The following is a 14,402-nucleotide window of genomic DNA, read 5'->3' as shown; positions in this document are numbered from 1 at the left end:
GGGGGAGGGAGGAAGGCCTTCAGCCGTAGCGGCGAAGGTCGTGGAAGAAGTCGTCGATGACGTGGAGGTGCCCGGCCCGGGCCACTTCGTCGTAGACGTACTTGCCGACGGCGAGGTCGAGCACACCGAGTCCGAAGGGCGAGAAGATCACGGTCCGGTCGTCCGGCGGTGTCACCCGTCCGGTCATGACGTCGTCGAGGGTGCCGTCCAGGAAGTCGCGGTTGCCGGTGAGCTGTTCGGCCAGGTGGGGAGAGGTGTCGGCTTTCAGGCAGTGCTCGACGTCGTCGACGATGTTGGCCGAGGCGAGCACGATCTGCGGGGCGAGGTCGCGCAGGGACACGTGCAGGACCAAAGGGTGGTGCGCGAAATGGGCCGGGTCCGTGACATGGGGTGTGCCGGCGATGGTGGCGAAGACCACCAGGTCGCTGGAGCGGATCAGCTCCTCGGCGCTGTCGTGGACGGTGACCTTTCCGGTGGCGCCGGCCTGCTTCAGATAGCCCTGGAACCCGGCGGTGCTGTCGGCGGACACGTCGTGCACGCCAACGGTGTCGAACGTCCATCCGGTGCCGGCCAGGAACGTGTGGATGTAGCGGGCGATCAGGCCCGTACCGAAGAATCCGATACGGGTCGGGCGGGGGCGGTTACGGCTGAGCCAGTCGGCCGCCAGCGCGGCGGACGCCGCGGTCCTGGTGGCACTGATGATGGAACTTTCCAGGCAGGCGAACGGATAGCCGGTGTCGTGGTCGTTGAGGATGAGGACCGCGGAGGCCCGGGGCAGTCCGGCTGCCACGTTGGCCGGGAAGCTGGAGATCCATTTCAGGCCGTCCACATGTGCCGGGCCGCCGATGGAGGCCGGCAACGCGATGATCCGTGATGTGGGGCGGTCGGGGAAGCGCAGAAAGTACGACGGCGGGTTGACCGAGTCTCCCGCGCCGTGCAACCGGTAGGTGGCCTCGACCAGTTCCACGAGTTGCTTCTCGCGTCCCCGGAGGGCTTCCTGTACCTGGGCTCCGGAGATCACCGCGAAGGTCGGCGCCGGACCCGGGTGGGAGGGGTCCGGCTGGGTCGCGGGGGCCAGTAGGGATGTCATCGTCGGCTCGCCTCCGGGGTCGGGCACCAGTCGGACAGGCGCTGGGGCTCGGCCATGGCGACCAGCACCTGGCGCTCTCCCGTGAAGGCCTCTCTGCTGTGTGCGGTGCGGATGTTGTCGACCAGCATCAGATCCCCGGCCTGCCAGGGCTCGCGCCGGGTGTGTTCCTCGTACGTGCTGTTGAGCAACTGGACGATGTCCTCGCCGATCGGAGTGCCGTCTCCGAAGCGGGTGTTGAACGGAAGTCCGTCCTCGCCGTGGATGTCCACCAGGAACTCGCGCACCTCCGGGTCGAGCGTCCACTCGTTGAGGAAGGCGATCTGGTTGAACCAGCAGCGCCGGCCGGTGAGCGGGTGCCGCACCACGGCGCTGCGGCGCTGGCTGGTGCGCAGGGATCCGTCGGGCTGCCAGGCGAAGTCGATGGCGTGGGCGCGGCAGTAGTGTTCGACGGCGGCGCGGTCGTCGGTGCCGAACGACTCCGCCAGGGACGCGCCGATCTCCTCGTTGTAGTTGCGGGTGAGCAGCCAGCCCTCCCGTTCGAACCGTTCGCCGAGCCCCGTGGGCAACGCCTCGAGCACACGTTCCGCGTCGGCCACCGCGGTCGCACCGCCCTGGCCGGGCGCGCTCAGGCACGCGAACAGCATCAGGCCGGGAACCTCGAGCGCGTAGCTCAGTTCATGGTGCATGCACATCGGCTGGTTGGCCGGCCAGGCCGAGGAGGAGTACAGCCCCGGGCCGTGGGTGCGCCGGGGGGCGAAGGCCTCCCTCTCCGTCATCAGAGCACCGGCCAGTCCCGCGAAGACGGCGCCGACCTGATCCGCCTCCCGCAGGCCCAGGCCGCGGACGAGGATCACACCGTGCTCGGCGACCTGCGCACGCAGCGCGTCGCGGTGCTCGGCCGCCCAGCTCGACGCATCACCGGGAGGCTCGACGTGCAGGATCGGGGGTTTGCCCGGCTGCAGTTCCACCTCGGGCGGTGGTGCCAGGGAGAAGGACGACATCTCGGATTCCTTTCGGTCGCCGCTCAGGAGTCCCGAAGGCTCCTGGAGGCTCATGAGGAGGCCAGCAATTCGGTGGCGCCGAGGACGGCCTGGGCCGCCGCGGCCGGACGGGTGCGGGGGAAGTAGTGACCGCCGTCGGTCAGCTCGTGCAGGTCCACGTGCTCGGCCAGGAGCTGCCAGTCGCGGTACCGGTCGGGGAATCCCGCCGTGTGCGGGTCGTCGGCGGCGACGACCACGGTGACCGGCGCGGACAGCCTCACCGTCGGCGGGGCCTCAAGGGCGTCGGCGAAATAGCGGTGTGCGGACACACAGTCGTGCCGGTACGCGGCACCGATGTGCTCGGCGTGCTGCTGGTTCAGCTCACCGAGTTCGGTGTAGCCACTGTCCGCGCTCAGCCCCGCGGCGATCTCGGCGTCGCTCTGTCCGGTCAGCCCGGCGATGGCGGCGCGCCGGGCGGCGGCGGTGCCGAGCAGTTGTGCGCCGAGGAACACGCGGGAGACGTCCACCCCCCGCTCCTGCAGCTTCCTCGCCGTGTCCACGGCCGGCGCGGCACCTGAGGAGTGGCCCCAGAGCATGACCCTGCTCAGACCGCGCCCGAGGACCTCCGCGACGACCTGCTCCGTCGTCCGTGCCATCGGCGCGAGAGGCTCGCTGCGGGCGGCCAGGTCGTGACCGGGCAGGTCGACGGCGTACACCGCGGCACCGCCACCCGCCAGGGCGGAGGCCATCGGCTGGAAGTTGACGGCGTTCCCGCCCGCATAGGGGAAGCACACGAGTGCGCATTCCGGTCCACGGTCCGGTACCCACAGGGGCTGAAGCAGCTCCGGGTGCTGCCGGGCGGCGCCGTCGAGGAGCGCGGCGAGGTCCGCGAGCACCGGGTGGCGGGTGATGTCCTTGAGGGACACCGCGCGGTCCAGTGCGAGGGTGAGTTTCACCGCCGCCAGCGAGGTGCCGCCGGAGTCGAAGAAGTGGTCCTGCCGGCCGATCCGATGCTCGGGAAGGCCCAGCAGCTCGGCCCAGACGGCCGCCAGCTTCCGTTCGGCCGGGGTGCGCGGAGCGCGGTCCTGCCTCCCGGCGGCTTCGCCCTGCGCGGCCGGCGCGCTCTGTTCGGCCAGCGCGGTGAGAGCCTTCCTGTCGATCTTGCCGTTGGCGGTCAGTGGGAGGCTGTGCCGCCAGTGGAAGGCCGTCGGAACCATGTATGCGGGCAGCACCTCGCCCAGTGCCTCGCGCAGCGTGTCCACCGACAGGCGCCGGCCGGTGTGGAAGGCGATCAGGTGCGTGCTGCGGCCGGGCCGTTCGGCGACGACCACCGCACCGTCCCGTACACCGGGCACCCGCAGCAGGGTGTTCTCGATCTCACCGATCTCGATACGGAAGCCGCGGATCTTGACCTGGTTGTCCCGGCGGCCGAGGAACTCCAGCTTGCCGGAGGGGTGCCAGCGCCCCCAGTCACCGCCCAGGTAGAGCCGCTCCCCCGGCCGGTACGGATCCTCCCGGTAGGCCTCACGGGTGCGTTCGGGATCGTTGACGTACCCCCGCCCCACGCAGACCCCGGAAAAGGCAATCACCCCCGGGGCGCCCAGCGGCGCCAGCGACAGATGCTCGTCGACCACGTAGACACGTACGTTGTTGACCGGACGCCCCAACAGCACTCGTTCCGGGACCCCGTCCATGACGTCGTGGTTGGTGTCGTCCGAGGTCTCGGTCAGTCCGTAGGCGTTGACCAGCTTGATCTCCGGCTGGACCGAGAACCAGCGCTGCACCAGCTCGCGCTTCAGCGCCTCGCCGGTCACCGACACACACTTCAGGTCCGGCAATGCGCGGGGATGCCGCTCCAGATACGACACCACCACCTCCAGGTAGGAGGGCACGAGCTGCACCACACCGACCCGGCCGCGCACAAGGGTGTCCAGGAACCGCTCCACATCGGTGATCACCTCCTGACCGACCAGCAGCGTCCGCCCGTCCACGAGCAGCGCGGCCAGCAACTGCCACAGCGAGATGTCGAAACACTGCGGGGCCGTCTGCGCCACCACCTGCCCGGGACCGATCCCCAAGTCGTCGATCTTGGCGTAGAGGTGGTTGAGCATGCCCGCGTGCTCGCACATCGCGCCCTTGGGCTCGCCGGTGGAGCCGGAGGTGAAGTAGATGTAGGCGAGTTGGTCGGCCGCCACCTTCACCCCGGCGTCGCCGTCGGCGTGCTGCTCTGCGTACGCCGCACCGACCAGCAGCCTCTCGACGCCCGGCAGCGTGGCCAGGGCCTGGTCGAGGGTCTCGGTGGCGCCCGGCTCGGTCAGCACGAGCCGGCACCCGGCACGCGACAACGTCGCCGCGATCCGGCCCGCCGGAAAGTGCGGCTCGATCGGCAGATACACGCCCCCCGCCTTGAAGACCGCGAGCACCGCGGCAAGCCAGTCAAGCGTGCGTTCGGTGACCACCCCCACCACCTCTTCGCGGCCCAGCCCCCGCGCCTGCAGCGCCCGAGCCAGCCGGTTCGCACGTGCGTTGAGCTCCCCGTACGTCCAGGCGCGTTCCCCTTGGATTGCCGCCACCGCCTCCGGGTGTGCCCGCACCCGCTGCTCGAACAGCTCGTGCACCCGCCCCTCGGGCAGCGTCCGGGACGGCCCGGCCAGATCCTCGAGCTGATGGCGCACCTCCCCCGGCGAGAGCAGACTCCGGCGCGCATGGTCGGCGTCCGGATCGGCCGCCATCAGTCCCAGCGCTGCCAGGTGGTAGCCGGCGATCCGGGCGGCGCACTCGGCATCCAGCGCCTCCGTGCGATACCGCAGCCGTACCTCCAGCCGCTCGCCCCGCTCACACCAGCCCACCCCCAGCACCACGTCGTCGTCGAGATCGCCCTCGGCTTCCGACGGCTCGAACACGACCTCGTACGACGGCCCGGCCAGCCCCAGCTCCCGGCGCAGCCGGTCCACCGGAAACGCCCGGTGCGCCAGCGACGCTGCCTCCACCCGTTGGACGCTCGACACCAGCGCCCGCCACGACCCGGGGGCGACCGTCAGCCGGCACGGCAGCGGACGGCCCCCCACACCGGTGGCGTAACCAGTCACCACCTCCTGGTCACCCGACAGTGCGCTCAGCACCTTGGCGTGGGCGGCCAGCAGCACCGAACTCAGCGATACCTCCGACTCCGCCGCCAGCCCGCGCACCGCCGCCACCACGTCGGCAGGAACCACCGCCCGGTGCTCGGCCACACCCACCTCCGGCTCCCGGGCCCACCGAGGAACCGCCGTGAAACCACCGGCAGCCAGCACGCCGCCCCAGAACTCCCGGTCCGCTTGCACATGCGCTCCCATCGAAATGGCCCTTCTCAACTGATCGTTGCCGCGGCGCCATGGCCGAACGTTCCCGCTGTGGTTGCCGAGCCTGTGCCGCCAGACCGGTCCTCGGGGGCATCCGCCATCTCGGCGGCGGGGTTTCCGCCCCATCGGGCGTGCGGGGGGACTTCCTCGCCCTTCATCAGGAAGGAATTGGGTGCCAGCACGGCACCGTCCCCGATCGTCACGCCGTAGTGCACATGTGCGCCGACCCCGACGGTGCAGCCTGCACCGAGCGTGGTGCGGTCGGACTTGAAGGTGCCGTCCTCCTGCGAGTGGCACTGGAGCTCGGCCCCGGCATTGAGTGCGCAGCCATCACCGATGGCGGTGAGCGTCCGCTCCGTCACCCCGCAGCCGTCGTCGAAGACCTGGCGGCCGATGCGAGCACCCAGCATCCGCCAGACCATGGTCTTGAAGGGGGTTCCGTTGAGGAGGTTCAGCCAGGCGAGCGGCATCTTCCAGAGGCGCTCGTGCAGCCAGAAACGCGGGTCGTAGATGGAGCACAGCACCGGCCGGAGCGGTCGGAACGACCTGATGCAGCGCTCCACCAGGACGTAGTACACGACGGTGAACGCGAAGGTGAGCACCAGGTCCGCGGCGAACGCCGTATGACCGAGGGCACCGTACAGTCCGAAGGCCGCGAAACCGAGCGCCGTGACCACGAAGGTGTGCACCCATCGCACCAGCAGCATGAGAGCCATCGTGCGGAGGTTGTAGCGGTTCTTCGCGGCGAGATTGCGGCGCAGTTCGTCGCCTGTTCGCAAATGGTCGAACCGGGAGTCGCGCTCCACGGACCGCGGAATCTCGAAGCACGGTGAGCCGAGCAGCCCGACGCCTTCACGGATCTCACCGTCGAGCGGGACCATCACCTTGGTCGCGAGCAGGCAGTTGTCACCCGTTCTGCTTCCCGCGGGATATGCGATGTTGTTGCCGAGGAAGTTGCGGGGCCCGATCGATGCCCGGGAGACCCGGAATGATGTGCTCGAGTAGTCCGCGTTGACGATGGAGAGCGCGTCGGCCACCATCGTTCCGGTGCCGACCGAAACCAGATACGGATTCTCGTGCTTCACCTGCGTGCCGAAGTTCGACCCGGTCTGCTCGACCGGGGACAGGTCGAATCCGAGGCGGCTGAAATAGGGGACGATGTAGGAGCTGTCGCCGAAGAGCCAGGGCAAGAACTTCAGGTTCGTCAGGCCGACTAGAGCCCGGTGCGCCGCGTAATGGAAGCCGTAGAGCGGATAGACCGTGTCGGGCTTGATGGCCCGACTCAGCAGGCGCGGAACGGGGAACAGGGCGACGAGGCCCAGGACGGCGAGGCCGAACAACAGCGTGACGGACACGAGCAGCGCATCGACGAGAACCTCCGCGAAGGAGTCGACATCGGTCGGGTCCAGGCGATCGCCGAGTGCCGGAACCTCCGCGAAAAGCATGTACATACCGCCGACGGCCAGCGGTGCGTAGACGAAGAGCAACTGGACCATGGTGAGGAACCCGAAGCCGGCCCGGCGCCACGTGCCGCACGGGGCCGGCGTGACCCTGATGTAGTCGGTCTCCGTCGGCTCCGCCGGGGATCCGTGCACGCGCACGCCGTCCGGGATCGTCTGACCTCGGTACAGGGAGGACGTGTGGCCCAGCTGGGCTCCGTCGCCCATCGACGTGTCGATGTCGAGCACCGACTTCTCGCCGACGAACACGTCCCGGCCGAGCGTGACCCGGCCGGTCTGGATGCGTCCGGCGTGCGCCCGGTAGCCGAGGAAGAACGAGTCCTTGCGGATCACCGTGCCGGCTCCGATCGTGAGCAGGTCGGTGCAGACCGGGACGGACCGGGAGAGGATCGTGACTCCCTTGCCGATGCGCGCGCCGAGCGCCCGCAGGTACAGCACGTACAGCGGATTGCCGACGAAGAGAATCATGGGGTTGGCATGGAGCAGCGCCTTGACGATCCAGAAGCGCAGATAGGTCAGGCTCCAGATGGGGAACTCGCGGGGTTTCCAGCGCCCGATGAGGATCCATTTGGCCATGACCGGAAAAGCACACAGGATGACGAAGCCCGTGCCGCCGAACAGAAGCGACCTCAGATAGACGTCGGCCAGACCTGAACCGTCGGCGACCCACTCGTAGCCCTGCGCGGCGACAAGTCCGGTGACCATGGAATACGCGAGGAAAGCCAGCAGCTGCAGCGTTCCGCAAAGGACGTAATTCACTGTGCTCGTCCGTGCCACCGGCGTCGGCGACGTCGTCTGTGCCGACGCCGGAATCGGGAGCGTCGACTCGACCGGAGGAGGAGCGGCGTCCGCGAGGGCGGCTGCCAGCTTCCGGACCGTGGGGTGCCGGTAGATGTCCTTCATCGACACGGACGGCAGATCCTGCCGCTTTCTGACTCGTGCACAGAATCTGGCCATGACCAGGGAGTTGGCGCCGAGGTCGTCGAAGAAGTGGCTGTCGGCCGACACGTGTTCGACGCCCACGACCTCGGCCAGTACGTCGGCCAGGGACCTCTCGGTGTCGGTCGTCGTCGGGTCGGCGCTGCCGGGCCCTGCGACCACGGATTCACCCGGTCCGGACAGCAAGACCTCGGTAGACTCGTCCACCATTCCAACTCCTCGAGGAATCCGGAAAACCAACGAAGCTTTGGGTCCCATAATTGATCACGTGCGCTTCAGTTTGGGACGGCCACCGTCGGCCTGCCACTCGGATTTCACCGCGAGGAATGGCCCGTAGCGCTCAACCTGCAGTGTTTTGCGGGCCTTGCGCCGCCGGGGCGCGGGGCAAGTCACCCGTACGGCGGTTCACCCCTGCGAACCGCGGTGGGCACACGAGGATCCCGTGGTCCACCCGCATGCAGGAGCGCCCGGAATCGTGCCGTCCCCCAGGTGGCCCCGTCATCGTCCCCACCGATGGGTTCACGCCTCGGCCCGACGACGCTCCCTGCTGACGTCTCCTGACGCCTCGTCGCCGCCCCGACGGGTGGACAGGCGCCCGGGCCCGGATCCGGAAGTCACGTGTCACCTCGACCGTGACCGGTTTCACCCGCACCCGCTCGAGGTCTTCTGCCTGGTGAGCGAGGCGAGTGAGGGCGTGGCAGGAATCGTCAACAAGCTGTCCTTGTGGACGGCTCATTGCTGGGAACAGTCTGTGATCGTGAAGGAACGACGTGTTGTCATCGCGGTCTACCCAGGCGCCCAGACACTGGACGTCAGTGGACCGCTCGAAGTATTCGACAGCGTGAACCGGCTGTTATCCGGGCCGGGCAGCACCTACCGACTGCAGTGCGTCTCCCCTGACGCACCATCAGTGCCCACCTCCGCGGGCCTGGTCGTGCAGGCGGAGCCGCTGGAGGCGGCCGAGGGGGCGATCGACACGCTTCTCGTTCCCGGCGGGCCGGGCCTGAAAGAGGCCTTGCTGAATTCCTCCTTCATCGCCTGGATCAGACGCGCCGCTGCGCGGTCCCGGCGCGTGGCGTCCGTGTGCGGCGGGGCGTTTCTGCTGGCCGAGGCCGGTCTCCTTGACGGACGGCGGGCCACCACGCACTGGGCGTTCTGGGAACAGATGGCCCGCCGCTACCCCGAGGTGACCGTGGATCCCGAGCCGATCTTCATCCGGGACGGCCCGTTCGTCACCTCGGCGGGTGTGTCCACCGGCATCGACATGGCCTTGGCTCTGGTGGAGGGCGACCACGGGCCGGATTGTGCCCTGGAGGTCGCGAAATTCCTGGTGCTGTACTTCAAGCGACCCGGCGGCCAGGCGCAGTTCAGCATGGTCCTGGACGCACAACTCACCGAGCAGGAACCGATCCGGGGCGTGCAGGACTGGATCCAGGAGAACCTCCATCGCGCGCTGCCGGTGTCCGAACTTGCCGACCGGGCGAGCATGAGCCCGCGTCACTTCGCCCGGGTGTTCCGTCGCGCGGTGGGGGTGACGCCCGGCCAGTACGTCCGGCGATTGCGCATCGCCCGGGCCCGTCAGCTGCTGGAGGTCACCGAGCTGTCGGTGGGCCAGATCGCGAGTCGGTGCGGGTTCACCACCGTCGAAACGTTCCTGCGGGCGTTCGGCGCCCTCCTCGGCCTCACCCCCGCCCAGTATCGGCAGCACTTCCAGCTCCACACCCCCTCCGGCCTGGTCGTCGAGCCCGGCTGGGCGGAACGGAGGTCGGCATGACGTATCACATGCGTCTGGTGGACTACCTGGCCGCCGAGTTGGACCGAATCGGTGTTCGGTACGTGTTCGGGGTCGGCGGGGCCAACATCGAGGACCTGTACGACGCGGTGCACCACGCCCCCGGCCGGATCAGCGGTGTCGTGGCCAAACACGAGTTCTCCGCGGTCACCATGGCGGACGGGTATGCCCGGGCCACCGCACGCCTGGGCGTCGTCGCGGCCACGTCCGGCGGGGGTGCGATGAACCTGGTTCCGGGACTGGCCGAGGCCCACGCCTCACGTATCCCGCTGCTGGCCCTGGTCGGACAGCCGCCCATCGGTCAGGAGGGCCGGGGCGCCTTTCAGGACTCCAGCGGCAAGGCGGGCTCCTTCGACGCCCGGGACGTCTTCGCACCCGTCTCACGGTTCTGCGTCCGGGTGACCGAGCCCGACGCGATCATCGGGCTGCTGGCCCGCGCGATCACCGCGGCCCGGACCGAGCCGCGCGGACCCGCCGTGCTGCTCCTGCCCAAGGACGTCCAGCAGGGCCGCCTCAAGGTGCCGACGGTTACGGGAACCGCGGTGCCCGCGGCCACCGGAGCAGCCGCGGGGTCCGCGCGGACCGCCGAAACGCATACGCCGACGGGAACACCCGCGGCGGCGGGAACACCCGCGGCGGCGTCAGGCGGAGGAGCCGAGGCGGCACGGGCGGAAGAGGCGGCACGGGCGGAAGAGGCACCGCGCACGGCAGACGCAACGCGAACGGCCAAGGCGCCCCACACGGCAGACGCAACGCGAACGGCCCAGACGCCCCGCACGGCAGACGCAACCCGAAAGGCCCAGACGCCCCGCACGGCAGACGCAACCCGAAAGGCCCAGACGCCACGCACGGCAGACGCAACCCGAAAGGCCCAGACGCCACGAACGGCAGAGACGCCCCGAACAGCACACGCGACGCACTCGCCCCCGCCCGCGCCCCCGCTGCCGGATCTCGCCTCCGTGGCCGAGGCGGTCGACGTGCTGGAGGACGCCTCCCACGTGATGGTGATCGCCGGGGAAGGAGTGGCCGGGACGAGGGCGCGCGAGGAACTGACCGGCCTGGTGCGCCGCCTGGGCGCCTGCGTGGCCGTGACGCCGGACGCCAAGGACGTCTACGACAATCGCAGCCCCCGGTTCGTGGGCGTGGCAGGCGTGATGGGCCACCGCGAGGTGGAGGACTGCCTGCGCCGGGCCGACGCCTGTCTGCTGGTGGGCACGCGCCTGCCCGTGCTGGCGCGGGGGACGCTGGAGCCGCTGCTCACCGAGATGCCCGTGGTCTGTGTCGATCCCGAGCCACCGTTCGTCCCGGGCATCGCCCTGCTCGGAGGAGTGGCCGACACGCTGCACACGCTTCAGCACCGTGTCCGGCCACGGCCACCCGCCTGCCCGGACCATCGCTCCCCGTCCCTCCTGCGCCCGCCACCGGTTTCCGGTCCGGACACCGACTACGCCTCGGTGGTCGCCGCGATCGCCGAGGCGCTGCCACAGGACGCCCATGTCTTCGTGGACGCCGGAAACGTGGGCGCCGCCGCCATCCACGCCCTGCCGGCCCCTCGCGACGGGCGCTTCGTCGTGGCGGTGGGCATGGGCGGTATGGGCTACACCTTCGGCGCCGGGATCGGCGCCGCGCTGGCCACCGGCCGGCGTACGTACGTGGTGGCCGGTGACGGGGCGTTCTTCATGCACGGCATGGAGATGCACACCGCCATCGAGTACGACGCGCCGGTCACCTTCGTCGTCCTGAACAACAACGCGCACGCCATGTGCGTCATGCGGGAGGAGCTCTTCCAGGGCGGTGCCCGCGCCGAAAACGTCTTCCACCCGTCCCGCATTGCCGCGGGCGCGGAGGCGATGTTTCCCCGGCTGCGCGTCGCCCAGGCCGACAACCCGGCACAGCTGCGCAACGCGTTGCTGCGCAGCAACGACGGCGGTGGCCCGGCCCTGGTCGCCATGGATCTCGATCACCGGGAAACACCACCGTTCCAGCCCTTCCTGACCGCCTCGACGTCTTCCCGAGCCGGTCCGGGCACCTCCGCGACCGGACACCACCCGACCCCCCACGAGGAGTTCACGCATGACCGACCGATCCACGTTGGCTGACATCCCCGGCCTCGTCCGGGTGGAGAACACCAGCCCCGAGGAACTGGCCGCCCGCTGCCTGGAGATGACCTCGGACGCCTACCCGCACCAGCAGATCTACGGCGAGTACTGCACCATCCAGGAGTACGTCGACTGTCCGCCGGAGGCGGCCTACGACTATCTCAGCCGCGGCCATCACCTGGAGGAGTGGACGTGCAGCCTGCGGGGGTTCGAGCCCGCCGGCGCACCGGGGCTGTGGGTGGGCCAGGACCTGCTGGAGAAAGGCACCCGGATCTACTGCCGGACCGAGGCCCACCCCGGCGCCATGACGGTCGACTACCACTGTGCCTGGGACCAGGGCGACGAGCTGTGGATGGTCTACCTGATGAGGGTGGTCCCGGCCGCGCGGGTCCTCGGCCGCTCCGGGTCGGTGATCACCTGGACCAACTGCCGCCACCCGTACTACCGCGACAATCCGCGCCCGGACCTGGCACCGCACCCCGACAGGCGCTGGGTTGGTGACTACTGGGACCTGTTCTACGCCGGCCACACCCTCGAAATGCACAACCTCAAGACGATCCTCGAGCACCGGCACCGCAACGGTCTGCCCATCGGCACCTCCTCGGCGAAGCGGGTGGCCCGATGACGCCGGTGAGCCTGACCGACGTCTCCGCCTACCTGCCCGGTGAGCCCGTCCCCGCCGCCTTTTTCACCGAGCACCCGGCGGCGGAGGACAGGCTGCGCAGCAGCCCGATGTTCAAGGTCCCCCCGTACCGCCATCACGTGGCACCCGACGAGACCAACGCGGACATGATCGAGCGTGCCGTCCAGCCGTTGATCGAACGGCACGGCCGCCCGGAGATCCGCCGCGTGGACGTTCTGCTCGTGCACAGCCAACTGCCGGACCAGCCCTTCGTGGGCGCCGGTACCGAAGTGGCGCGGCGGCTGGGGCTGGCGCCCCGGTGGCTGATCGATGTGGCCAACGCCGGCTGTGCCTCCTTCGTGCACATGCTGGAACTGGCCGGGCGGATCCTGCGCGCGGGCGACGCCCGCACAGCCCTGATCTGCAACGCGCAGAGCGCCGCGGGCCAGCTGTTCACCCAGTCGCAGGTCCGAGGTCTGTCCCAGGCCGCGATCCCGGGCGACGGTTGCGGAGTCGCCTACGTGACGGCCTCCGCGCACTCCCCCGTCCTCGGGATCGAGAGCCGGCACATCGCCGCCTACGCCGGGGACATGACCATGGTGCGCGACGACGGGCGCAAGTACTGGGAGGCAGGCGACGCCCAGGTGCGCATCGGGTTCACCGAGGCCGGAGTCTCGAATGTGCTGGAGCGGGGCAATCGTCTCGTGCCGCAGGTCGTGCGGGATCTGTGCCGTCGAGTGGACGTGGACGTCACCGACATCGGCTGTCTGATCACCAATCAGCCCAACCGCACCTTCCTGCACAATTGGCGTCAGGCGCTGGGCGTACCGGCCGAACGTCACCCCGACACCTTCGACCGGTGCGGCAATCTCTTCGGCGCAGCGATGCCCGTCACCCTCGACGACGCGATCCGCTCCAAGCAGATCAAGGAGGGGGACCTCGTGGTGCTGGCCGGATTCGCCCATGCCGGGGACTACGCCGGCGCCGCGGCGATCCGCTGGGGGCAGGGATGGTGACCGCGCTGTCCCCGTCGCCGCGCCTGCTGGGGCTCAACGAGAGTCCGTACCCGCCGCTGCCGTCCGTGCGGAAGGCGATCCGGGACGCAGCCGACCGGGCTCATCGGTACCCGCCGTTCCATCCCGACCGGCTGGCCCGGCGGATCGCCGCCTGGTGCGGCGCGGAACCGGACGCCGTCGCGGTCGGCAGCGGCTCGGTGGGTGTCGCGCTCCAACTGCTGCAGGCCGTGATCCGGCCGGGCGACCGCATGCTGTACGCCTGGCCCGGGTTCGACGCCTACCCCCTGCTGGCCAGGATGGCCGGGGCCGAGCCGGTTCCCGTGCCGCTGCTGCCCGACGGACGGCAGGACCTGACTGCCCTGGCCGGGGCGGTCGACCAGCGCACCCGCGTGGTGGTGGTCTGCAATCCGCACAACCCGACGGGCAGCCTCGTCACCGGCCCCGAGCTCGCGGCGTTCCTCGCCCGCGTACCGGAGCACGTCACCGTGCTGCTGGACGAGGCGTACATCGAGTTCGTACGTCACCCCACAGTCCCCGACGGCCTCCGCCTGACTGCCGACCGGCCGAACCTCCTGGTGCTGCGGACCTTCTCCAAGGCCTACGGGCTGGCCGCGCTGCGGGTGGGCTACGGTCTGGGCGATCCCCACCTGGTGGAGCGCGTACGGGATCAGCAGCTGCCCTTCGGCATCAACGCGGTGGCCGCGGCCGCGGTGGAGGCCACCTTGGAGGCCGGTGACGAACTCGTCGCACGCGTGGACGACGTCATCGTCGAACGAGAACGCCTGTACCACCGGCTCGCCGGGCTCGGTCTGCCCGTCCTGCCCGGCCAGGCCAACTTCCTGTGGCTCGCCACCGGGCCCGACCGCGACACCCACCACGCGGCCGCGGCCGCGCTCGACACCGCCCGGATTCACGCCCGTCCCTGGCCCGGGGAGGGCATACGGCTGACGGTCGGCCGCCCCGCGGACGGCGACGCGGTGGTGTCCGCCCTGTCGCCGCTGGGAAAGGGCAGACGCGGACAGTGACCCGGGGCCCCTGCGGGGCCGGGCCCGTCCGCACACCG

General features: G+C 70.0%; 9 protein-coding genes. 5 read left to right on the top strand and 4 right to left on the bottom strand.

Going from position 1 to position 14,402, the window contains the following annotated elements:
- Positions 1 to 19: 19 nt before the first annotated feature.
- The 4 genes from sbnB to AAW14_RS11100 are packed head-to-tail and all read right to left on the bottom strand — an operon-like array spanning position 20 to position 8,020.
- A complete protein-coding gene (sbnB, locus tag AAW14_RS11115; protein WP_265562642.1) occupies positions 20 to 1,090 on the bottom strand; it encodes a 2,3-diaminopropionate biosynthesis protein SbnB in 1,071 nt (356 codons plus the stop codon).
- A complete protein-coding gene (locus AAW14_RS11110) occupies positions 1,087 to 2,091 on the bottom strand; it encodes a TauD/TfdA family dioxygenase (RefSeq protein WP_265562640.1) in 1,005 nt (334 codons plus the stop codon). Before AAW14_RS11110 ends, sbnB begins: the two co-directional genes overlap by 4 nt.
- A 50-nt stretch (positions 2,092 to 2,141) precedes the next feature.
- Positions 2,142 to 5,405 (bottom strand): non-ribosomal peptide synthetase, encoded by a 3,264-nt coding sequence (locus AAW14_RS11105; protein ID WP_265562638.1) that lies wholly within the window; start codon positions 5,403 to 5,405, stop codon positions 2,142 to 2,144.
- A 14-nt stretch (positions 5,406 to 5,419) separates the two neighbouring features.
- Positions 5,420 to 8,020, bottom strand: coding sequence for a Pls/PosA family non-ribosomal peptide synthetase (locus tag AAW14_RS11100; protein WP_265562636.1), 2,601 nt, complete (start codon positions 8,018 to 8,020; stop codon positions 5,420 to 5,422).
- A 547-nt stretch (positions 8,021 to 8,567) separates the two neighbouring features.
- On the opposite strand from AAW14_RS11100, the gene AAW14_RS11095 reads away from it, so the two are divergent.
- From AAW14_RS11095 to AAW14_RS11075, 5 genes are read left to right on the top strand one after another with little or no spacing between them, the layout of a single operon-like run.
- The gene (locus AAW14_RS11095; RefSeq protein WP_265562633.1) at positions 8,568 to 9,584 is read left to right on the top strand and encodes a GlxA family transcriptional regulator; all 1,017 of its coding nucleotides are present in this window, start codon (positions 8,568 to 8,570) and stop codon (positions 9,582 to 9,584) included.
- The gene (locus AAW14_RS11090) at positions 9,581 to 11,701 is read left to right on the top strand and encodes a thiamine pyrophosphate-binding protein (protein WP_265562631.1); all 2,121 of its coding nucleotides are present in this window, start codon (positions 9,581 to 9,583) and stop codon (positions 11,699 to 11,701) included. Before AAW14_RS11095 ends, AAW14_RS11090 begins: the two co-directional genes overlap by 4 nt.
- A complete protein-coding gene (locus AAW14_RS11085) occupies positions 11,676 to 12,326 on the top strand; it encodes an SRPBCC family protein (RefSeq protein ID WP_265562629.1) in 651 nt (216 codons plus the stop codon). The genes AAW14_RS11090 and AAW14_RS11085 overlap by 26 nt, the downstream gene beginning before the upstream one ends.
- Positions 12,323 to 13,339 carry a 3-oxoacyl-ACP synthase III family protein gene (locus tag AAW14_RS11080; protein ID WP_265562626.1) on the top strand — a complete coding sequence of 339 codons (1,017 nt, stop codon included), beginning with the start codon at positions 12,323 to 12,325 and terminating at the stop codon, positions 13,337 to 13,339. Before AAW14_RS11085 ends, AAW14_RS11080 begins: the two co-directional genes overlap by 4 nt.
- The gene (locus tag AAW14_RS11075) at positions 13,333 to 14,364 is read left to right on the top strand and encodes a histidinol-phosphate transaminase (protein ID WP_265562624.1); all 1,032 of its coding nucleotides are present in this window, start codon (positions 13,333 to 13,335) and stop codon (positions 14,362 to 14,364) included. Before AAW14_RS11080 ends, AAW14_RS11075 begins: the two co-directional genes overlap by 7 nt.
- The last annotated feature ends 38 nt before the right edge of the window (positions 14,365 to 14,402 follow it).

Source organism: Streptomyces hygroscopicus (assembly GCF_026168105.1).
Classification (GTDB): domain Bacteria; phylum Actinomycetota; class Actinomycetes; order Streptomycetales; family Streptomycetaceae; genus Streptomyces; species Streptomyces hygroscopicus_D.
This window is presented reverse-complemented; position numbering and strand designations above follow the sequence as displayed.

Coding starts and splice junctions, on each gene's coding strand:
- sbnB (WP_265562642.1), bottom strand. CDS start 1,090: ATGACATCCCTACTGGCCCCCGCGACCCAGCCGGACCCCTCCCACCCG.
- AAW14_RS11110 (WP_265562640.1), bottom strand. CDS start 2,091: ATGTCGTCCTTCTCCCTGGCACCACCGCCCGAGGTGGAACTGCAGCCG.
- AAW14_RS11105 (WP_265562638.1), bottom strand. CDS start 5,405: ATGGGAGCGCATGTGCAAGCGGACCGGGAGTTCTGGGGCGGCGTGCTG.
- AAW14_RS11100 (WP_265562636.1), bottom strand. CDS start 8,020: ATGGTGGACGAGTCTACCGAGGTCTTGCTGTCCGGACCGGGTGAATCC.
- AAW14_RS11090 (WP_265562631.1), top strand. CDS start 9,581: ATGACGTATCACATGCGTCTGGTGGACTACCTGGCCGCCGAGTTGGAC.
- AAW14_RS11085 (WP_265562629.1), top strand. CDS start 11,676: ATGACCGACCGATCCACGTTGGCTGACATCCCCGGCCTCGTCCGGGTG.
- AAW14_RS11080 (WP_265562626.1), top strand. CDS start 12,323: ATGACGCCGGTGAGCCTGACCGACGTCTCCGCCTACCTGCCCGGTGAG.
- AAW14_RS11075 (WP_265562624.1), top strand. CDS start 13,333: ATGGTGACCGCGCTGTCCCCGTCGCCGCGCCTGCTGGGGCTCAACGAG.